The sequence below is a fragment of the Desulfovulcanus ferrireducens genome (assembly GCF_018704065.1).
Taxonomy (GTDB): Bacteria; Desulfobacterota; Desulfovibrionia; order Desulfovibrionales; family Desulfonatronovibrionaceae; genus Desulfovulcanus; species Desulfovulcanus ferrireducens.
In genome coordinates, this window is the sequence record NZ_JAGUQP010000006.1 from 40961 (window position 1) to 62435 (window position 21475).

Annotated in this window: 21 protein-coding genes; 8 read left to right on the forward strand and 13 right to left on the reverse strand. The window is 45.3% G+C overall.

Going from position 1 to position 21475, the window contains the following annotated elements:
- The first annotated feature begins 313 nt into the window (after positions 1-313).
- The 7 genes from KFV02_RS03400 to KFV02_RS03430 all read left to right on the forward strand — a co-directional run bounded on the left by KFV02_RS03400 (position 314) and on the right by KFV02_RS03430 (position 10020).
- The gene (locus tag KFV02_RS03400) at positions 314-586 is read left to right on the forward strand and encodes a TMEM165/GDT1 family protein (RefSeq protein WP_252380128.1); all 273 of its coding nucleotides are present in this window, start codon (positions 314-316) and stop codon (positions 584-586) included.
- A gap of 165 nt (positions 587-751) precedes the next feature.
- Positions 752-1987, forward strand: a complete 1236-nt coding sequence (locus KFV02_RS03405; RefSeq protein ID WP_252380129.1) for an inorganic phosphate transporter — start codon at positions 752-754, stop codon at positions 1985-1987.
- Between the two features lie 143 nt (positions 1988-2130).
- A complete protein-coding gene (locus KFV02_RS03410; protein ID WP_252380130.1) occupies positions 2131-2805 on the forward strand; it encodes a DUF47 domain-containing protein in 675 nt (224 codons plus the stop codon).
- A gap of 112 nt (positions 2806-2917) precedes the next feature.
- The gene (locus tag KFV02_RS03415) at positions 2918-5182 is read left to right on the forward strand and encodes an LPS-assembly protein LptD (protein ID WP_252380131.1); all 2265 of its coding nucleotides are present in this window, start codon (positions 2918-2920) and stop codon (positions 5180-5182) included.
- 20 nt (positions 5183-5202) lie between these two features.
- Positions 5203-6939, forward strand: a complete 1737-nt coding sequence (gene mutL, locus KFV02_RS03420) for a DNA mismatch repair endonuclease MutL (protein WP_289510061.1) — start codon at positions 5203-5205, stop codon at positions 6937-6939.
- 119 nt (positions 6940-7058) lie between these two features.
- A complete protein-coding gene (purD, locus tag KFV02_RS03425; protein WP_252380133.1) occupies positions 7059-8336 on the forward strand; it encodes a phosphoribosylamine--glycine ligase in 1278 nt (425 codons plus the stop codon).
- A 256-nt stretch (positions 8337-8592) separates the two neighbouring features.
- Entirely contained in the window at positions 8593-10020 is a 1428-nt protein-coding gene (locus KFV02_RS03430) for a monomeric [FeFe] hydrogenase (RefSeq protein ID WP_252380134.1), read from the forward strand.
- 504 nt (positions 10021-10524) lie between these two features.
- Here KFV02_RS03430 and KFV02_RS03435 read toward each other — a convergent pair.
- From KFV02_RS03435 to rpsF, 7 genes are all read right to left on the reverse strand, one after another.
- A complete protein-coding gene (locus KFV02_RS03435) occupies positions 10525-11028 on the reverse strand; it encodes a DUF456 domain-containing protein (protein ID WP_252380135.1) in 504 nt (167 codons plus the stop codon).
- A 75-nt stretch (positions 11029-11103) separates the two neighbouring features.
- On the reverse strand, positions 11104-11592 hold the full coding sequence (gene purE / locus KFV02_RS03440; protein ID WP_252380136.1) for a 5-(carboxyamino)imidazole ribonucleotide mutase: 489 nt from the start codon (positions 11590-11592) through the stop codon (positions 11104-11106).
- Positions 11592-12890, reverse strand: coding sequence for a phenylacetate--CoA ligase family protein (locus KFV02_RS03445; protein ID WP_252380137.1), 1299 nt, complete (start codon positions 12888-12890; stop codon positions 11592-11594). Before KFV02_RS03445 ends, purE begins: the two co-directional genes overlap by 1 nt.
- A 101-nt stretch (positions 12891-12991) precedes the next feature.
- Positions 12992-14431: a replicative DNA helicase gene (gene dnaB, locus KFV02_RS03450; RefSeq protein ID WP_252380138.1), complete on the reverse strand. Its 1440-nt coding sequence runs from the start codon at positions 14429-14431 to the stop codon at positions 12992-12994.
- A complete protein-coding gene (gene rplI, locus KFV02_RS03455) occupies positions 14394-14870 on the reverse strand; it encodes a 50S ribosomal protein L9 (RefSeq protein WP_252380139.1) in 477 nt (158 codons plus the stop codon). The genes dnaB and rplI overlap by 38 nt, the downstream gene beginning before the upstream one ends.
- 12 nt (positions 14871-14882) lie before the next feature.
- Complete coding sequence (gene rpsR, locus KFV02_RS03460) at positions 14883-15140, reverse strand: 30S ribosomal protein S18 (protein ID WP_252380140.1); 258 nt, start codon at positions 15138-15140, stop codon at positions 14883-14885.
- Positions 15141-15452 (reverse strand): 30S ribosomal protein S6, encoded by a 312-nt coding sequence (rpsF, locus tag KFV02_RS03465; protein WP_252380141.1) that lies wholly within the window; start codon positions 15450-15452, stop codon positions 15141-15143. It abuts the gene before it with no gap.
- A gap of 190 nt (positions 15453-15642) precedes the next feature.
- On the opposite strand from rpsF, the gene KFV02_RS03470 reads away from it, so the two are divergent.
- A complete protein-coding gene (locus KFV02_RS03470) occupies positions 15643-15846 on the forward strand; it encodes a hypothetical protein (RefSeq protein WP_252380142.1) in 204 nt (67 codons plus the stop codon).
- 297 nt (positions 15847-16143) lie between these two features.
- Here the strand turns inward: KFV02_RS03470 and KFV02_RS03475 are convergent, their stop codons facing one another.
- The 6 genes from KFV02_RS03475 to KFV02_RS03500 form a co-directional block, all read right to left on the reverse strand.
- On the reverse strand, positions 16144-16689 hold the full coding sequence (locus KFV02_RS03475; protein WP_252380143.1) for a Fe-S-containing hydro-lyase: 546 nt from the start codon (positions 16687-16689) through the stop codon (positions 16144-16146).
- Positions 16689-17525 (reverse strand): fumarate hydratase, encoded by an 837-nt coding sequence (locus KFV02_RS03480; protein WP_252380144.1) that lies wholly within the window; start codon positions 17523-17525, stop codon positions 16689-16691. Before KFV02_RS03480 ends, KFV02_RS03475 begins: the two co-directional genes overlap by 1 nt.
- Positions 17526-17759: 234 nt before the next feature.
- Entirely contained in the window at positions 17760-18503 is a 744-nt protein-coding gene (locus KFV02_RS03485; protein WP_252380145.1) for a fumarate reductase iron-sulfur subunit, read from the reverse strand.
- Positions 18504-18505: 2 nt separating this feature from the next.
- On the reverse strand, positions 18506-20350 hold the full coding sequence (locus KFV02_RS03490; protein ID WP_289510059.1) for a fumarate reductase flavoprotein subunit: 1845 nt from the start codon (positions 20348-20350) through the stop codon (positions 18506-18508).
- 15 nt (positions 20351-20365) lie between these two features.
- Entirely contained in the window at positions 20366-21010 is a 645-nt protein-coding gene (locus tag KFV02_RS03495) for a succinate dehydrogenase/fumarate reductase transmembrane subunit (RefSeq protein WP_252380146.1), read from the reverse strand.
- A gap of 40 nt (positions 21011-21050) precedes the next feature.
- On the reverse strand, positions 21051-21475 hold a 425-nt coding region (locus KFV02_RS03500; RefSeq protein ID WP_491893145.1), incomplete at its 5' end, for a succinate dehydrogenase/fumarate reductase transmembrane subunit.

Sequence of the window (21475 nt, forward strand, 5' to 3'; positions counted from 1 at the left end):
CTTCGCTTCGCTCAGAATGACGTAATTAGAAAACCCCATTTGCCAGCGGCACCTACCACGTCAAATGTGAAAGAATTACGCAATAATTGATAAAATTTTAGCATAAAACCCTAAGCCGGGCTCAGCTCAGCTAACAGAAAATAACAAGGCTCTTGTGGGAGAAAATCTGGTAGCGTTGCAGACTGAGAATCCACCCGGTTGTGAGGGTCCTTTTTTCACTAGAAAATCGAAACGATTTCGGTTATGAGCAGGCGGTTTGATTTTCTAGTTTCCTGACCAAACCTTACCAATCCAAATCAATCGGAGCGGTCATATGGACTTTAAACTGCTATTAACCACATTTGGGACTTTATTCCTAGCCGAACTAGGAGATAAAACCCAGCTGGCCTGTATAATGATGGCTGCCAAAACCCAAAAACCATGGACGGTTTTTGTAGGCTCTTCCCTTGCCCTTATTAGTGTAAGTTTCTTAGGCGTACTCTTCGCCAATTTTATTTGCCACTATATTTCCGGCGATTTAATCAAGAAAATCGCTGCCTCTGGTTTTGTCCTAGTAGGCATTTTAATGTTTTTTGATAAGATATAAAGGTTAGCAGCGGCAGCCAACCGGTTGCCCCAACATGGAGGATTAGAAGGTTAAAATTCCGTGGGAGGACGAGCCTGAAAGATTAAATTTTTGTCCAGCACAAAAATCCCGGGGCCCAAACCACGGACTAAAAAAAAACGAATTACCTAGAAAGGAGTTTGCCAGATGGATCTTTACGATCTTTTCTTCTATCTTTCGCTAGGGGCCGGTTTTCTTATGGCCTTTAATCTGGGAGCGAATGACGTGGCCAATTCCATGGCATCCGCAGTTGGTGCCAGGGCCATCACAGTGCGGCAGGCAGTTTTTATTGCCGGCATTTTAAACTTTGTCGGCGCTGTTTTTTTAGGCTCTCATGTAACAGCCACCATCAGCAAAGGCATTATCAATGCCCAATATATCACTGACCCCAAAATAATCATGATAGGGATGTTTGCCGCCCTTCTATCTGCAGCCCTGTGGGTGCTCGTAGCCACCCTGACTGCCTTGCCTGTATCATCCACCCACTCCATTGTCGGTGGAATATTAGGCTTCGGCCTCGTGGCTGGCGGACCCTCTGTGGTCAACTGGTTAAAAATGGGAGGTATTGTTCTCTCCTGGATTATTTCTCCTTTCTTTGCAGCGACAATAGCCTACCTGATCTTTACCCACATTCGCAGAACCATTTTCTTTCGTCGCGAGTTTATCAAACAAGCCCAGAAGTGGGGGCCTATCTGGATGGGGCTGACTATTTTTTTAATTGCCTTATCTTTTCTTTATAAAACCCCGATTGGTAAAAAGCTGCACCTGCCCTGGTCAATTTCCCTGCTCATTGCCCTGGCCCTGGCTACATTTGTCTGGGCTCTCGGAAATTACTTCGTAAAAAAAATCGTTACCGATAAACTGGAAGGAGCTGAAGGGGTAGAGCTTATCTTTCGCCGTCTGCAGGTTGGCACTTCCTGTTACGTTGCTCTCTCTCAAGGCGCCAACGATGTAGCCAATGCCATTGGTCCGGTTGCAGCCATCTATCTAATATCCAAGCAACATATGCTCCTGGCTAAAGCCGAGATTCCAACCTATATTCTGGTTCTGGGCGGACTAGGCATCGCAGTTGGAATAACGGTCCTGGGACATAAAGTCATGGCCACAGTGGGCGAAAAGATAACCACTTTGACCAACACACGTGGATTTGCCGTGGACTTTGGCGCGGCCAGTACCGTTTTGGCCGCATCCAATCTTGGGTTGCCGGTTTCAACCACCCATGCTGCGGTAGGAGCTGTGGTCGGTGTTGGCTTGGCCAGGGGATTTTCTGCTGTGGACTTCAAGGTTCTTGGCAGAATCGTTGTCTATTGGGTGCTCACCGTGCCCATTGCAGCGCTGACCAGTATAATTATTTTTCAAATATTGAAATGGATTATCTATTAAATTAATACCTAACCAAAAATAGGATTGGGCTTATTTATAATTAAGCCGGATATTTTTTTTGTTTGTAGAATCTGTTTACATACTTTATACTTGTTCAATAAACATAAAACTCCCTACGACGACTTAATTAAGGAGGATATACTATGCTAAGGATACCTTTTTTTGGTCTATTAACTCCACGTTCACCCATGGAAGGCTTGGTAGAGCACTATGATAAAATAGCTGGATGCGTAAAAATTATCAAAGAATCTCTGGAATGCTACGTATCTGGAGGCGGAGCTTGTCGCGAGTTTCAGGAACTGGCCAGAGAAATTGACCAAATTGAAAACCACGCGGACAAAATCAAACGAAATATCCGCAACCATCTGCCAAGAAGTCTATTCATGGCTGTGGATAAAACACTCTTTTTAAATTATACCAAAAGCCAGGACAATATCCTGGATTCAGCCCAGGACGCACTACAGTGGCTAGGTATGCGTCAAGTGGTTATTCCTGAAGGATTTCAAAAAGACCTCATCTTTTTAATTGATGAAGTTGGTTCAGCTACAGAATTATTAGGCCCGGCACTGAAAGCCACGATCGCCTTTGTCCATGGAGAGATATTAGACCGCGAGGGAACTAAAGAAAAATATCGTGCTGTGCGTCACCAAAGGTACCAAATACAACGTGCCAAACGAGAATTGACCATTAAAATCTATAACTCAGACCTGGACTTTAAAGATATCTATCAACTCATCCATTTTGTGGACTGCCTGGATAATATGGGCCATAATTGTGAGAACTGTGCGGATATCTTAAGGGCCATGATCGCCAGATAGTTTTTTGAGTTGATTAATGATTATATTGAGTTCATTGTTGCGTTTATTGACTTCATTATCAAGTTTGTCGAGTTTGACTTTATTATCACATAACAAACAATACAATAAACGCATGTTTATCTTTTCCCGTTTGATTATTCTGCTTCTAAGCCTGGGTGTAGTAACTTGCGCCTTTGCCAGGGAAATTCCCTGGCAATTGGAAGCGGATAAGGTAGTAGCCCAAAAAGATGCCGGATTGGTGGAAGCATCCGGGTCTGTTTTCCTCTTTAAAGGAGATGATTATCTACAGGCCGACTATGCCCGCTTTTATCCGGATACTCACTGGGTCTATTTACGCGGCCACGTCAAAATCAAATGGCAGGAAGATTATCTACAGGCTGAAGAAGCTGAATTTGATTTAAAAAATAAAGTAGGCTGGCTCAAAAACGGTCAGATATTCCTGGCCAAAGAAAATATTTACTTTAAAGGGGAACAACTGGAGAAAACGGGAAAAGATACTTACAAATTCAAAGAGGCCACAGTGACCAGTTGTAATGGCGAACGTCCGCCCTGGTCATTTAAAACCTCTGAGGGAGAACTGACCATTGATGGCTATGCAAAGCTCTGGAACCCTCGCTTCCAGGTAAAAGGTAAACCTGTCCTTTACGCTCCATACCTGATTGTGCCGGTTAAAACCAAGCGCCAAAGCGGTCTTCTGATTCCTCAAATAAGCCACAGTGACCGTCTGGGCTTGAACATCAACCAACCCTACTATCAGGTAATTGATGATGAAAACGATTTCACTATTTTTGAAAATTATTACAGCCAGAAAGGATTCATGCATGGCCTGGAATTTCGGCATACTCCAAATCTTGTCACCAAAGGACTCTGGCGCTTTGACTATTTAAAGGACAAAAAAGAAAAGACCGAAGCCGACGAAGATCCTCAATTTCAGGGTGACGGCCTGATTAGACCCAACACGGACCGTTTCTGGCTTCGAGGAAAATATAATGGTTATCTTTTCTCTCCCGAGTGGAAGACCAAGATAGACCTGGATCTGGTTTCTGATCAAAACTACTTACGCGAATTTCACAGTGGTCTTTCCGGCTTTAAGCGGACCAGAAGAGAAATGCTAAAACAATTTGGTCGGGATATCGAGGACAATGACGATCTTACCCGCACCAATACCTTGAGTCTGTCCAGAAACTGGACTAATTTTGGTCTTGACGCACGCATAGTCTATACTCAAAACCTTAAATATGCCAACAACAATCTGGATCCGGCCAAAAACCCCACACTTCAACGTTTGCCAGAACTAAACCTGGATATTTATAAAACACCCATTGCTGGTACTCCCCTTGAATTTGAAGCCGAAAATCAATTGGTCTATTTTTGGCGAGAATATGGGACAAGAGGAACCAGAATTGACCTCCATCCCAAAATAAGCCTTCCTCTCAAAACCAGCTATCTCACTCTTATCCCCAAGGTCGGCTGGCGACAAACACTTTATTTCATTGATAAATTTGAAAATGACCCACAAGATAGAGACACACAGCACAGGCAACAATCAAGGGGAATTTATGACCTAGCCCTCAGCGCTAGTACTGAGATGTTTCGTCTCTATGATCTTGAGACCGACGCAAAGCTCGAAAAACCTGGCCAGTCAGAGTGGACCATGCTCAAGCACACAATAACCCCGAAGCTTGATTACACTTATATTCCGGAAAAAGACCAGGTTGAACTACCCTATTTTGATTCTGTAGACCGCATCGGGGCCAAAGACCAGTTAACCTATTCTCTGATCAACTTGGTTACCCGCCGCAAAGACACGCTGGTTGCTGATGCAGAGACCAATTCCACGATCATCAACAAGGATTATCTTGATTTCTTGCGCCTAAAACTCAAACAAAGCTATGATTTCCGGGAAGCTAGACGCAAGACAGACCTTGACAATTACCCCCGGAGACCATTTTCTGACCTGCTTGCTGATCTTACCTTAAAACCCGATCGATATTTATCTCTAACGTCCAAGACCTACTATTCTTTTTATCTAAGCAAAGTCACGGAACATGAACACTATTTGACCCTAACATGGCCTGAAAAGATATCCGTCTGGTTCGGTCTGGATTTTCAGGAAAAAATCGATGAGTATAAACGTAAGCGTGAGAACAGACTTAAAATCTTAAATCTAGGTTCCCAGGTTGACTTTATTCCTAACTGGAGGGCCAGAATTTCCTATAGTAAAGACCTGGAACTTGACCAGGAACTTATGCGTTCGCTAACCCTTACTTACCTGCATCAATGCTTTACCCTGGACCTTATTTTTACCCGCACAGACTTTGAAGATCGCTACGAACTAAGACTCAACCTGCTCAATCTGGGCAGCATTGGAGGATAACCCTGGGCAAAATAAAAATCCTGCCTCCCGAACTACAGAATCAAATTGCGGCCGGAGAGGTGGTTGAGCGTCCGGCCAGCGTGGTCAAAGAACTCATTGAAAACAGCCTGGACGCTCAGGCCACAAGGATTATCGTCAAGTTAGAAGCAGGCGGACAAAGACTGATTCAGGTCCAGGATAATGGACATGGCATAACTGCGCAGGATTTACCCCTGGCCTTAACCCGTCATGCAACCAGCAAACTTTTTAGCTTAAATGATTTGCAGGCTATAAACAGTTTTGGTTTTCGCGGAGAAGCCCTGCCCAGCATAGCATCGGTCTCTCACCTGACCATCTCATCTATCAGCAGCGAACAAAAGGAAGGACATTTTGTAGAAGTTATGTTCGGCCGCATCATAGATGAAGGCCCGGCAGCTATTCCTTCCGGCACTAAAGTCAAAGTAGAGAACCTTTTGGCCAATGTTCCTGCCAGGCTGAAATTTCTAAAGAAGCAAACCACAGAACATAAAAAATGCACAGACATCTTTTACCGCTTAAGTTTGGCCAACCTGGATACTGACTTTGAACTTTTTTCCGGTTCTCGTTCCAACCTGAGATTTTTTTCGGGCGAATCACTTGTAAGTCGCCTGCAAAAAATCTGGCCAAAAAAAATTGTCGACGGATTAAAGCCGTTTGCATTGGAGACAGAAGGTCTGCACATTCATGGCCTTGCCGGTTCTCCTGACACGGCCCAAGGAAGGTCCGAGCGCATCTATTTTTATGTCAACAACAGGCCGGTCACGGATAAACTACTCCTGTCTGCCTTGAGACAAGCCTATAAAGGCACCCTTTTAAGCCGCGAATTTCCCCAAGCCGTGTTGTTTATTGACCTCCCACCAGATGAAGTGGATGTAAATGTACATCCGGCCAAAGCTGAGGTCAGATTCAGAGACGAACAATTTATTTTCTCTCGGATAGTCAAGGCCGTTGGACAAATTTTTATAACCAGCATCCCTGTACCTGAGCTTCCAAAATCTAATATATCTCCTGATTCCCGGCCCAAAACTGTCCAGCATCTCCCTCTAAGCCCCGCTACTCAACAAAACCGTTCAGCGGAACAACCAATAGAACCATTCCGGTCATCTGAGCCGGAGTTTGTTCACGACCCTGTACAAGACACTTATATTCAGTACTCAAATTTTTCAGGCGTATCCAATGCGCCCCTACAATCCTTAAATGAGCCCATTTACCTGGGACAGATAGACAAAACCTATTTGCTCCTGAAAATAAACAATCAATTCATAATTTTGGACCAGCACGCTGCCCATGAACGTATCCTCTACGAGCAAAACAAAAGAAGAGGCTTTAAAGGAGTCAAAAAAAACCTGGTTCTTCCGATAGAGATCGGTCTCCAGCCAGGGGAACAAAAGGCTCTGACTGTTAACTGGCCCAAACTCATCCAGCTTGGTTTTGTCCTGGAGCAGGTTACGCCTGAAAGAGTGCTTATAAAGGCTGTTCCAAAAGATTTAAACTCTGGCCAGGCCAAAGAGTTTTTGCATACCCTTTTAAGCAGGGAAATTGACACCCTGGATCAGATGTGGATCCTTATGGCATGTCGGGCAGCAATAAAAGCCGGGCAAGAACTAACCAATGACGAGGCCATGGGTTTGGTAGATTCATGGCTTGCATGTCCCAATAAAGACTATTGCCCTCATGGCCGGCCTGTGGCTATTGTGCTGGAAAACAGGCTGCTGGAAAAAATGTTTAAAAGAAAATAGTTTGTTTGGCGTTCACTGCGTTTATTGTGTTCGTTGAGCTTCTTAGGTTTTATTAGGTTGTCAGGTTCATTTACAAACTCTACAACTTTTCTTCACATTCGCATCAAAAAGGAGGTCCTATGAATATCTTAGTAGTTGGTTCAGGTGGCCGGGAACATGCTCTGGCCTGGAAAATAAAGCAAAGCCCTTTGGTCAAAAAATTATATATAGCTCCGGGCAATGGTGGAACAGCACAAGAAGGAGAAAATGTACCCATAAGTGCTGATGATATTCCTGAACTGGTGAAATTTGCCCAGGACAAAAAAATTGACCTGGTAGTAGCCGGGCCTGAACTTCCCCTGGTTTTGGGGCTAAAAAACTCCTTGGACAAGGCTGGTATTCCCTGTTTTGGCCCTGGGGCTTTTGCCGCTCAATTGGAAGGCAGCAAGGCCTTTGCCAAATCACTTATGGCTGAAGCAGAGGTGCCAACGGCAGATTTTAAGGCCTTTGACGATTATATTATGGCCAAAGAATATCTCGCTACTCAAAAACCTCCCATCGTAATCAAGGCTGATGGCCTGGCCGCAGGCAAAGGCGTCATTATTGCCGAAACCATGGAAGAAGCCCAAAAAGCCCTGGAAGACATGATGGTCCAAAAAATATTTGGTGCCGCAGGCGAGAGGGTGGTCATTGAAGAAGCCCTCACGGGCGAAGAAGCTTCCTTCCTGGCCTTCTGTGATGGACACAACATTGCCTTCCTACCATCTTCACAGGATCACAAACGCATTGGTGAAAACGATACCGGTCCCAACACCGGCGGCATGGGTGCCTACAGTCCAGCCCCAATCTTGCCTGAAGATAAATTTGAAGAAACAGCAGATCTTGTAATCAAACCTGTCATTCAACACCTGGAGGAAATGGGCCACCCGTTTAAAGGCGTTCTCTATGCAGGTCTGATGATTACAGATTCCGGGCCAAAGGTCTTGGAGTATAATGTCCGTTTTGGTGATCCTGAATGTCAGCCTCTGCTTATGCGTCTCGAAAATGACCTGGTAGAGGTCATGCTGGCCTGCGTGGAAGGAACCCTAAATAAAATTCCGTTGAAAATTAACCCCAAACATAGCATGTGTGTTGTCCTGGCAGCCAAGGGATATCCGGGATCTTATGCCAAAGGACATGAAATATCAGGCATAGAAGAGGCAGACAACTTGCCGGGCGTAAAAGTTTTTCATGCCGGCACCAGCCTCAAGAATGGGCAGGTCATCACTAATGGTGGAAGGGTACTCGGAGTCACGGCCCTGGGCGATGATCTAAAGCAAGCCAAAGAAAATGCCTATGCAGCTGTCAGCAAAATAAGCTTTCAAGATATGTATTTCAGGCGGGATATTGGAGATAAGGGATTAAGATATAATGAGTAACAGAAGCAAACGCTCGAAGCACCAAAATATTTAAAAAGGTAAGGGCGGAAGAAAAATCCGCCCATACCCGCACAACATTCCTCTCTAAACCCTTAACCCTTCTGAAGGAATCCCTTCAATCTTGGTGTTAATGCCTTCCACTAGTGTCAAATAATTTGCCTGCCCCCTGTCCACTGATCAATAAGTTAACCTTGCCAACTATTATTGAAAAAATTAACAGTTTTTTCAACAATACAGTTAAGTGATGAGAGGAAATATGAATTACGTAAACAATGCAACTCTAATAAGACGTAAGTTATTAATACGCATAGCATCTCTTTTCTTTAAAAATGAATTGAAAAAAAATATAGACCGTGTTCCTTTGGAAATTGCTCCCAAGAATTCGAAAAGTATCCGCTGCTGTATCTACAAAGATCGTGCTGTGCTTAAATACAGGATAATGGCTCTACTTGGATTCGGCATGGAAGATGAAAAGGACGAATTAACCCCCTTATCTGATTATGTAAAAAAGGCCCTACTCAGGGAGAAGCCGGAATCTCCGGTTCTCACGGTTATTGATATGACATGTAGGTCCTGTGTTCGAAGCAACTACTTTGTAACCAATGCATGTCGTAGCTGTGTAGCACGTCCCTGTTTGATTAACTGTAGAAAGAATGCCATTACGATGGTAGATGGCAAAGCAAAAATCGATTCAGAAACATGTGTTAACTGTGGAATTTGTATGAAAGTCTGTCCTTACCATGCTATCATTTATATACCAATCCCCTGTGAAGAGACTTGCCCTGTCGGTGCAATCAAGAAGGGTGAGGATGGCAAAGAAAAAATTGACCATGAGAAGTGTATTTACTGTGGAAAATGTTTACAGGCATGTCCCTTTGGAGCAATCTTGGAAAAATCTCAGCTTATTGACGTAATGCGTCCTTTGAAAACAGCCAACCAGAAAACTGTTGCGATAGTAGCTCCCTCTATTGTAGGCCAGTTCTCAACGGATTTTGAAAAAATTGTTTCCGCATTACGAAAACTAGGGTTTGATTATATTGTAGAAGTAGCAGCAGGTGCAGATATTGCCGCACAAAAAGAGGCTGAAGAGTTTATTGAACGAATGGAGAAGTCCGATAAATTTATGACTTCTTCTTGCTGTCCTGCATATACAGAGGTTGTGAAAAAACATCTTCCGGTTCTTGCTCCTTATGTTTCGAATACTGAAACACCAATGCATTACGCAGCCGAACTGGCACGCAACACATATCCTAATGCCAAGATTGTCTTTGTGGGGCCTTGTGTAGCAAAACGACAGGAAGCCATTAAAGACCCTGTGGTTGATTACGTACTGACTTTTGAAGAGCTTGGAGCACTCTTCGTTGCCAGAGAAATCGAGGTTCCGGATTGTAAACCTGATCAGGTTGATATTTCAGCAAATAAAATGGGGCGTGGTTTCCCTGTAACCGGTGGAGTTACCAGGGCAATTCAGCAATTTATTGGGAAAGATACTGCATTAAAAGAAGTTATTATCGATGGGCTTTCAAAACAAAACCTGAGAATTTTGAAAAAAAATGCCCAAGGCAATTGTCCGGGTAACTTTATTGAGGTTATGTGCTGTGAAGGTGGATGTGTAGCAGGTCCGGGTGTTCTGAGCAATCCTCAAGTCGCTGCTCGAAAGGTAAAACAATTTATAGGAGAATGAGAAGTTTTTTATAAAACTGATAAGAAATCGCTTTTCAGGGATTTGGAACGGAAAAAAATATTCTTACAATCCTATGGAGCTGTCAGCAAAATAAGCTTTGAAGATATGTATTTCAGGCGGGATATTGGAGATAAGGGATTAAAATACGGCAACTAAAGAGCCTGTGGCCAAACCCTGTTTTAAGCGCTGATTGAAAGTCCTGGTTTCTGAAATGCATTACAAACGGCTTGGGTAAACCATCTTGGCGAAGCTTGCGGAAAAACAGAGCATCGGGATGAATGGGCTACAGATTTTGCGATATTGACCTAACTATCGATAATAAAAAGGATATTTGCTTACCCAAAATATCCCATTATGCTCTGTCCGCAAGCAAGTTTTAGATGGGTCCAAGTCTTTGTACCAGCATGAAAGAAACCAAGACTAGAATAAACCATGAAAGTTAATTGATAAAAAGGTTCGGCCACAGGCTCTAAAGTTATAGGGGGCACGGGGCACCCCGTGCCCTTATGGCCACACCTTAGGCACAGACAAAGACAATATCCCCACGCCTATGCCAAGTTTAGCAACAACACCAAATACTTTACCCCACATTGCTCCAAAGGCGGCTTTTCTGGCCTCCGGGGTTGGGCGACCCTGCAACTTTTCTAACAAAAAACAGCCTATATAAGCTCCCAAAAAAGCGCCTGCTAAGGCTCCAAAACCCAGAAAAAAAGGGGCCAGGAAAATAGAGCCCAGTATTGCACCGAGCATCGCACCCCAATTGCCCTTGCTTGTCCCTCCGTATTTTTTGGCCCCCCAAACGCTTGCACCAAATTCAATACCTTCACCAACCAAGGCCAGGGCAATCAAGAGAGCAAAAAACAACCACCCGGCATTTAGCTCCGGATGTGTCCACTTCCAAATGGCAAACAATCCGATAATGGCCCAGTTTCCAGGCAGGCCAAAAAAATTAAGGGCCAAGCATAAAATCAAAAGGATGGTAAACAATCCAGCAAATAATTCAGCCATCTATCAACTCGTTAGAACTCATCACTTCTTCCGGTTTCTTTTCCCGATTTATTATCTTCCCAACTTCCAAGCTTCCTATTCTCCAATCTCTTCCGCGGCCCTTTCCACCTCTTCCTGCATTTTTTGCCGAAAGGCCTTGATCTTCTCAGAAAGAGAGGCATCATTAAGTGCAAGAATCTGTGCAGCCATCCAGGCGGCATTTTTGGCTCCGGCTTTGTCTATGGCAACAGTGCCCACGGGAAATCCGGGGGGCATTTGCACTGTGGACAGAAGCGCATCAAATCCTCCCATACTGGAAGCTGAAATGGGAATACCGATCACTGGCCGTATGGTCCTGGCAGCAACTGCCCCTGCCAAATGAGCAGCCATGCCGGCAGCACAGATGAAAACCTGACAGCCCTTGTCCTCCATTTCCTTGATCAGGCTTTCGGTTCTTTCAGGAGTTCTGTGGGCAGAAGTTATGGTCATCTCATACTCAACGCCCAGGTCAGCCAGAACCTGTGCACAGGGTTTAACTTTATCCAGATCAGATTTACTTCCCATAAAAATTGCTACCTTAAGCATTATTTTCCTCCTCTTAGATCAACAACTCTTTTGGCTTTACCTTCTGTTTTAGGCAAAGAGTTAGACTCAACCAATTCAACGCGCGGGGTGATCAATATCTCGTCCTTGAGTTTGTGGGCTATTTTTTGCTGCAATTCTTTCAGTGCTCGCATATCCTCTACAAAATATTCCTCGCGAATCTCCACTTTAACCCGCATTTGGTCCAGGTAACCTTCCTTTATCAGTTCGATAAGGTAATTCTGACCCACCTCAGGCATAGACATAAGCACCTTTTCCACCTGCATTGGGTAAATATTCACCCCTTTGAGAATAATCATGTCGTCAGAACGACCTAAAATGCGATCTATGCGCCTGTGTTCACGACCGCAGGGACATTTACCGGGAATAAACCTGGTTAAGTCCTTGGTCCGATAACGAATTATCGGCATGCCTTCTCGGGTTAGGGTAGTCAGCACAAGTTCACCAACCTCACCTTCTGGTACTGGCTCCAAAGTCTCAGGATCAACAATTTCCGGCAAGTAGGCATCTTCCCAGATATGCATGCCTTCCTGGCATTCGCATTCAAAGGCCACTCCCGGGCCGTTCATCTCAGACAATCCATAGGAGTTATAAGCTTTAACCCCATAAATATCTTCGATACGCTGTCGGATCTCTTCTGTGTGGGGCTCAGCGCCAATAAGCAAAATGCGCAGATAAAGGCTTTTGGGGTCAACCCCCATTTCATCAAAAACAGTGCTTAAATGGAGAGCATAAGAGGGAATAATGTGCGCAACCGTGACCTTAAAATCCTTGAGTAGCTTGATCTGACGCTTGCTGTTTCCGGCCCCAGCAGGGATGGTCAGGCATCCCAAGCGCTCAGCTCCGTAATGAATGCCCAAGCCACCGGTAAACAGGCCATATCCGCTTATGTTCTGGAAGACATCGGTGTCTCTGACTCCGACCATGTGCATGCATCTGGCCACCAAGTCCGCCCAGGTATTCAAATCGTTCCGGGTATGGACAATAACTGTGGGCGCACCTGTTGTCCCGGATGAGGCGTGCAGCCTGACCAGTTTATCCACTGGCACAGTCAAAAGGCCATAAGGATATTGAGAACGCAGATCTTCCTTGGTGGTAAAAGGTAGCTTTTGTACCTCCTGGACTGAATTTATATCCCCCACCCTAACTCCGGCATAGGCCAACTTATTCCGGTAAAAAGATGATTTTGTACACTGAAAGACTGTATTCTTAAGCCTTACCTGTTGCAACCTGTTCAATTCCTGCCGGGTTAATAGCTCCTCTTTGTGCAGATACTCCATTTTCTCTCTCCTAAAACCTTCCAAAACGAATGACCAAGGCCTGGTGTTTTCAAAGGTATAAGGTGCACCTATTTCTGGACTTAGTGCTAGACCGTATTAAGTTAAGAGTTCTCTGAAGGAACGGGGATGTCAGTCAAATTTTCAAAGGCCGTATACCGGTTGAGATAAGCAAGTTCGACTACCCCTATAGGCCCGTTTCTCTGCTTACCAATAATGATTTCAGCCCTACCCTTTTTGGGATTGTCTTCTTTTTTATTGTATACTTCATCCCGGTAAAGAAAGAGTATTAAATCTGCATCCTGCTCAATGGCGCCTGATTCTCTCAGGTCTGAAAGCATAGGTCTTTTATTGGTCCTCTCTTCTACTTTACGGTTAAGCTGAGACAGGGCAACCACGGGCACGTTCATCTCTTTGGCTAATGCCTTCAATGCCCTGGAAATTTCTGATATTTCCTGCTCCCTGGAATCAATACGGCGGCTGGCACGCATGAGCTGCAAATAGTCCACAATGACCATGCCCAAATCCTTTTCAGCTTTAAGCCGCCGGCACCTGGCACGCATCTCCATGGTGGTCAGAGCAGGGGTATCGTCAATATATATAGGGGCTCGAGACAGGGCGTCAGCAGCCTGATACAGTCTGCTCCAGTCTTCGTCATTCAAAAACCCGGTACGCAGATTCTTCAGGTCCACCTTGCCCCAGGAACAGAGCATACGCATCATGAGTTGCTCCATGGACATTTCCAGGGAAAAGATGGCTATTGGCACATCATGAAGCACTGCTGAACGCATACCCACATTCAGGGCAAAGGCTGTCTTACCCATGCTCGGACGGCCAGCAATGATTATTAAATCTGTGGGCTGAAAACCTGCTGTAATTTCATCCAGGTGGTAATAACCTGTTGGCACCCCTGTTACCAGTTCTCTCCTGTCTACCCGCTTTTCCAGGAGCTCGAAGACCTCGCCCACCAACTCTTTGCTGGATCTAAAAACCGGCTTGGTTTTAGATTCGGTAATGGTAAAAATCTGTTGCTCTGACTTGTCCAGGAGATCTTCAACGTCCTGCCCTGGTTCAAAGCTTTGGGAAATAATGCTTGAGGCCGTCTCGATAAGTTTTCTTCGGATGGACTTTTCTTTGACAATGCGGGCGTAAAAAATGGCATTCGAACTGGCAGCAACGGAGTCGGTCAGTGAGGCCAGATACACTGCCCCGCCTACTGCATCAAGCTTGCCTTTTTTCTCCAGGTCTTCTGATACAGTAACCAGATCAATGGGAATATTCTGGCGATAAAGATCTAAAAAGGACTGGTAAATTATCCTATGGGCCGGAGAATAGAAATCATCCTCGTCCAGAGTATCGACAAGGGAGTGCAGGACGGAATTAGACAAAAAAACCCCCCCTAAAACGGCCTGCTCAGCCTCAAGATTTTGGGGGGGGACTTTACGCAACAATTCCGCGGAGACCCTGTCCAGAGCCCCCGCGCCTGCCAGACCCTGATCCTGGTCTTTATGCTTCGGCCTCTTCCTGGGCCTCTTCTCTTCCATGTTTGACTACTTTTACTTTAACCTGGGCCATTACATCAGGATGCAGTTTAATCTCTACCTCATACTCACCCAGGGAGCGGATAGAATCATCCAACTTAATTTTGCGTCTATCGACTTCCAGCCCCATTTCAGCCAGAGCATTAGCAATATTGGTTGAGGTTACAGAACCGTAGAGCTTGTCATTTTCACCAACACGCACAGGAATAACAACTTCTGTTGCACTCAACTTATCAGCCAGCTCCTGGGCGGCAAAACGGATAGCATCCATCTTTTGTTGCAGCTTTTTCCGCTCCAACTCAAAGGCATTCAAATTGGCCTTAGTAGCCGGCATGGCCAAGCCCTGAGGAACAAGATAGTTCCGAGCATAACCAGGCCTGACATCAACTACATCCCCCAGGCGCCCAAGATTATCTATATCAGCCCTAAGTATTACACGCATAACTCACACTCCCTAAATTGTCTTCTTTTTCACTTCAGTGCTGTGGGTAGCAGTATAATAGAGCAAAGCCATCTGCCTGGCCCGCTTAATCTCTCTAGTCAAGGCCCGCTGGTGTTTGGCGCAGGTACCGGTAATTCTGCGGGCAATAATCTTACCCCGATCTGTAATAAAATCTTTTAATATATTCACATTCTTATAATCAATGACCAGATCTTTGTTAGCACAAAAACGACAAAATTTCTTTCTTGGGGTGAATCTCCTGTAAGCCATCTACTTTTCCTCCTGCTCAAATTTGTCCGCCAGCTTCACGGTCAAAAACTTAAAAATACCGTCAGTGATCCTGATATTGCGCTCCAGCTCACCAACAAACTCTGGCGGCAGGGCATATTCCAAGCGAACATAATAACCTCTGGTCTGCTTGCGCACTGGATAGGCCAAGTCTTTCATTCCCCACTCATCAACCGCCAGGACCTGCCCTTGGTCCCTATCAATTATTGTCGACAGATTTTCGAGAACTGCCTGCCGACCATCAGCCCCGATTTCCGGACTGAGCAAGAGAAGTGTCTCGTACTTCTTAAGCATAATACCTCCTTATGGTCTTTTGGCCCTTGTTTATTTTCAAGGGCAAGGAAACGTTGATTCATATTTGCAAATAAACGTCGTGTCAAGCATAACTGATCATAATCTAACTTGCGTTCGGACGCATTCCGGTATCTGCACCTGTCTAATTTAAGGGGTAGGGATTAATGGGTACGGGGTAAGAGTTCCTTACTTGAACCCCTCTTTTATTTTTAACCGCAGACCCACGCAGACTAACGCAGACATTCTTGTTCGGCAGACTTTGCCGAACAAAAACCTGACGGCCTTACAGGCCGTGGTTAAACTTAGTAACAATCTCTTTCCGGGTGTACGGCCCCATATCCAACAACCATCCTGCCTGGTCAGTGGATATGGCCGGAGTAGAATTTTTCCCTGATTGCCGCCAGGTTCCGGACTATTACCTATTACCAATGCTCAGAGCATCTGAACAGGTTTAATTGCTCAATTATGACGTAATTTTGCTAAATATGGACAAGAAAAGAGAAAACAATCAGCAGATACAATGACATTTAGGCTTTACAAAAACCAGTGCAAATAGCGGATGCCCCCGGGTGGTGTCATTGTATCCGTCGGATGTTTGTTATAGGCAAATTGAAGAAGTCTGCAAAGAAACAAGCAAGAGTTACACTTTAAAAGAGCGTAACAAGTAAGTTACCCTTAATTCATTCAACATTTACCCGAGTTTTGGTTTTGCGTACAACTCGCCTCCATAAGCATCATTAACTACCAAAAGTGGAAAATTCTCAACTTTTAATACCCGGATGGCTTCTGGTCCAAGCTCCTCATAGGCTATGACTTTGGCCTGGACAATACATTTGGAAAGCAATGCTCCGGCCCCCCCTGTTGCACCAAAATAAACAGCCTTGTATTCTTTCAAGGCTTCCTTAACTTCTTCACTACGCTTGCCCTTGCCTATTGTGGCCTTGACACCTAAACCATACAGTCTTGGAGCATATGTATCCATCCTGTAACTGCTTGTAGGGCCGGCAGAACCAATTGGACGGCCCGGAGGCGCAGGGCTTGGTCCCACATAATAAATTACCGCCCCCTCAAGAGGAAAAGGGAGTTTATCTCCCCTATCCAATGCCTGGATCAATCTTTTATGCGCTGCATCCCTGGCCGTATAGACAACTCCGGAAAGGAGTACCTTATCACCGGCTTTAAGCTGTAAAATATCTTCATCTGTAAGTGGTGTCTGCAATTTATACTCGTTACTCATTAGAACTCTACCTCCAGATGTCTGGCTGAGTGACATTGAATGTTTACGGCCAGAGGCAAACTGGCAATATGACAGGGAGCCATCTCAATTTTTACTCCCAGGGCAGTAAACTTACCACCCATACCCATAGGCCCTATACCCAAGTCATTTATGGCCGCGAGCAGCTCTTCTTCCATCCTAGCAATTTCCGGGTCATTGTGAGGCTCGTTCAAAGGTCTGAACAGGGCCTTTTTGGCCAATATAGGGGCATAGTCAAAGGTCCCGCCAATGCCCACTCCTACTATAATCGGCGGACAAGGATTGGGACCGGCCTCGGCAACCCTGTTCACTACAAATTCCTTAATCCCTTCCCAGCCCTGGGCCGGGGTAAGCATGGTCGCCCTGGACATGTTCTCACTACCTCCGCCCTTGGCCATGAACTTGAGCTTTAGTTTGTCTCCCGGAATCAAGTCTATATGAATAATAGCCGGAGTATTATCGCCGGTATTTTCCCTGGTCAAAGGATGACAAACAGATTTGCGAAGATACCCCTGTTCATAACCCTGGCGCACACCTTCGTTGATGGCTGCGTACAGATCACCATCCAGGCAACACTCTTGGCCTAGCTCCACAAAAAATACAGCCAGACCAGTATCCTGGCAAAGTGGCAACCTGGTCTCAGCAGCCAATTTGGCATTGTCCAAAAGCTGCTGCAAAATCTCTCTGCCGGATGAACTCTCTTCCTCTTCCCTGGCCTTTGAGATAGCCTGATAAACATCTTCAGACAGGCTGACATTGGCTTGCACCACCAATTGTGCAACCCTCTCCGTGATTTCTTTTACCTTGATTTGACGCATTTCCTCTCCCGGTATAAATTATAATGGTGGGGAGTTTAGAAGTTGGGTCCCGCCTGTCCCAACAAACCCGACCGTGATTGTCATGGACTAAAGGAATTAACTCAAATCCTTCTGATGAAAGTCAAAGATATTTCGCTGATTGCAAATATTTTCACGATTATTGGCATTTACACATTCATTACACACCCCACCTTTGCAGTGTAAACTCAACAAAACTCAATAAACGGAACTTCACTATTTCTTCCAGGAAAAAAATTTCTTCACAACAGAAAGACCCATTTTGCGTCGTAAATAGCCTAATTGATCCTGAAGAGGCAATTTCTTGGGGCAAACATCCTCACAGGCCAAAAGGCCCATGCACCCGAATATGCCCTGGTCAGTGCCAATAACTTCAAAATAGTCTTTATCCGTCCTCTTGTCCCTTGGGTCGAGAATAAACCTGGCAATCCGGTTCAAAGCCACAGCGCCCAGAAAATCTTCACGCATCTGGGCCGTGGCACAGGCAGCCACACAACAGCCACATTCAATGCAGCGATCCAATTCATAGACCTGCTCTGCCAAGGCATTGTCCATACGTTCTTCTTCAGCCTCGGGGTCAAACTCTTTGTCCGTGTGCACCCAGGATTCTATCCTCTCATTCATGGATCGGAACCACGTGCCTGTATCCACAGATAGATCTCCTATCATCTTAAAGCCAGGTAAAGGCATAAGATTGATCTGATCAGGCAGGTCTTTGGTTTTAGTGTGGCAGGCCAAACCCGGACGGCCATTAATTATCATGGCGCAGGCCCCGCAAATTGCTGCCCGGCAACAAAAATCAAACTGCAAAGAGGGATCCTGCTCTTCGCGAATCCGGTTCAAAGCAATAAACAAGGTCATATTATCTGTTTCATCCAGATAGTAGGCTTGCATGTGCGGTTTTGAATCAGGGTTCTCTGGATTGTAGCGGAAGATATTGATATTGAGCATTCTGACCATGACTATTCCTCTATTTCTCCTTGTTTGATTTCAGCAGGAATAATTTTTCCACCACCATAACCTCTCTCGCCCGGAGGCATCTCAACCACCTTTGTTGCCGGTTCGTATTTCAGGGTAGGCAGGGTTGCCCCATCTTCCCAGTACGCCAGGGTACGCACCCACCAGTCTCTATCATTTCTGGCCGGGTAATCTTCCCGTGCATGGGAGCCACGACTCTCCTTGCGCTCTAATGCGCCGTAAGCAACACACAGGGCAAGCTTCACCATTCCCGGCATCTTCAAAGCAAGCGATAGTTCAGGATTAGCCCCAATGCCATCTGAGCGCAGGCCTATGTTCCGGGCCCGCTCATAAACCTCCTGAAGCATATGCACGGCCTTTTGCAGGTCGCTACCGTTACGAAAAATACCCACATAATCCATGAGAATATCCTGCATGGCATTGCGCACCTTGTATACATTCTCCTTGCCACTACCTGAAATCAAGTTATTAATTCTCTCTTCCTGCCTGGCCACGCTGTCCTTAATAACCCGGCTGTTAAAATTGACCTCACAGCCCTGGAGAAAACCAGCTATCCGCTTGCCCACAATCATCCCGGCAACTACAGTCTCGGACAATGAATTGCCTCCCAGCCGGTTAAAGCCATGCAAATCCCAGCAGGCAGCCTCCCCGGCAGAGAAAAGACCTTTTAACCCGTAAGCTTCGCCATATTTATTGGTCCGTACACCGCCCATGCAGTAATGTTGAGTAGGTCGTACGGGAATCAATTGATGCACCGGGTCAATCCCCAGGAAACTCTTGCAAATATCATATACTTCCCGCAGCTTTGTCTTGATATGTTTTTCACCCAGATGCCTGATATCCAGCCATAGATGATCCCCGTAAGGACTCTTGACTCCCAAGCCCTTGCGTATATGCTCTGTCATTCTTCGGGAAACCACGTCCCTGGAGGCCAGTTCGGCCTTTTCCGGCTCATAGATATGCATGAACCGCTCTTCGTTTACATCCAAAAGAGTTCCGCCATCCCCGCGGCAACCTTCAGTAACCAGAATGTCTGTAGGAACAATGCCCGTGGGATGAAACTGGATGGCTTCCATGTTACCCAGAGGGACAACACCGGTATCCAGGGCAATAATATGGCCACCGCCTTCATTGATCACGGCATTGGTAGAGGCACGATAAATTCTTCCAAATCCACCCGAAGCAATCAATGTGGCTTTGGCCAGATAAACCCTTAGTTTGCCTGTCTTTAAACACCTGACCACGGCCCCGATACAATTTTCACCGTCATGGATAAGAGCAATGGCCTCACTGCGGTCATGCACCTCCACTCCGTGCTGCACAGCCACACTATCCAGGGTATACAAAACAGCATGGCCTGTGCCGTCAGAACAATAACAGGCCCTCCATTTGGCAGTACCGCCAAAATCTCTGGCCGTAATCAACCCCTCCTTTTCCTTTTTCTCTTCCTTCTCCAGCTTCTGGCCACCTTTGTAATAATAGGATTTACCGGCAACCACCCTGTTCCAGGGCACACCCCAATAAGCCATCTGGCGAATGGCAACAGGAGCGGTTTCTGCAAACATTCGGGCCACTTCCTGATCGCATCCCCAGTCAGAACCTTTGACAGTATCCTCAAAATGTATGTCCGGAGAATCACCCTCTCCTTTAACGCAATTTCCAAGAGCTGCCTGCATTCCACCCTGGGCAGCCGAAGAATGAGACCTTCTGGCCGGGACAATGCTCAGACAGATGGCCTTGAAACCGTGCCTCGCGGCTTCAACCGCTGCCCTCTCACCAGCAAGACCGGCGCCTATGCAAAGCAAGTCGGTCATAACAGTTTCTATCATTTTATGCCCCATTATTTATAAATTTATAAAGGACAAAACGTCCATTAATAACATAACAATACCAACCAGGCTAGCAGCAAGAAAAATTGTTTTTTTAGCCTGATAACGATTGCATCTTTGAACAAATCCCCATTTTACCCCAATGCGGTAAAGCCCGATAGCTGCATGTATTAATATTGTCAAAAGAAAAAATATGTAAAATATAAACCATGTATAATTATGCATCCTGGCAGCGCTTTTGGCTGCAGTAATAGGCAACTCAGCCATAACCGCCCATATATGAGCAGACCCTAACAATAAAATTACAAAACCCGAAGCTACCTGGGCAACCCACAACCATGTATCAACATGACTGAGCATAACAGATTGCTGCCAGATAATCTTTTGTTCATGAAGCCGAAAAGGCATCTTTCTTGCTGTAAGAAGAAAATGAAACAAAAATAAAAAAGCAATAAAAATACTACCAATTTGTGCCAGTCCTCTTTGATCAAGAAATGCAGCTATAAAATCCATCCAGGTATCATTAATGACCCTGCTAGATACCAGGGTCATATGCAGTAACATAAACAAAACAAGTCCTACTCCAGTTAACATCTGCAATAAATCCAGCCAGGCAGATGTCTTGCTGGAAACAGATAACCTTCTATTTACCTGCAACACATTTACCCCCTAATATTTTATAGGTAACCTTGAAGCATAGTTAAAAAAAATAAAAACGCAAAAGAGTAATCAAGCCAATTATAATAAAAATACAAAACAGAGTTTTTTCCAATTTTTTGGCCTGACTGCGATTGCATCTTTTTATAAAACCCCATTTTACCCCAATACGATAAAAACCAATGCTTACATGCAGCTCGACCAGTGGTAACAAAATTAAATAAAAAACAAGCCAAAAACCGCTCTGTATTCTGGCCGCACTCTTGTCTGCCGTAATAGGTAAGTTAGTTAAAACCTCCCACATGTGAATGAAGCCCATAATCAAAATAACCACAGCAGTAACAACCTGCACTAACCAGAGCCACGTGTCAGCATGCTTAAGCATAACAGATTGCTGCCAGATAATCTTTTGTTCATGAAGCCGAAAAGGCATCTTTCTTGCTGTAAGAAGAAAATGAAACAAAAACA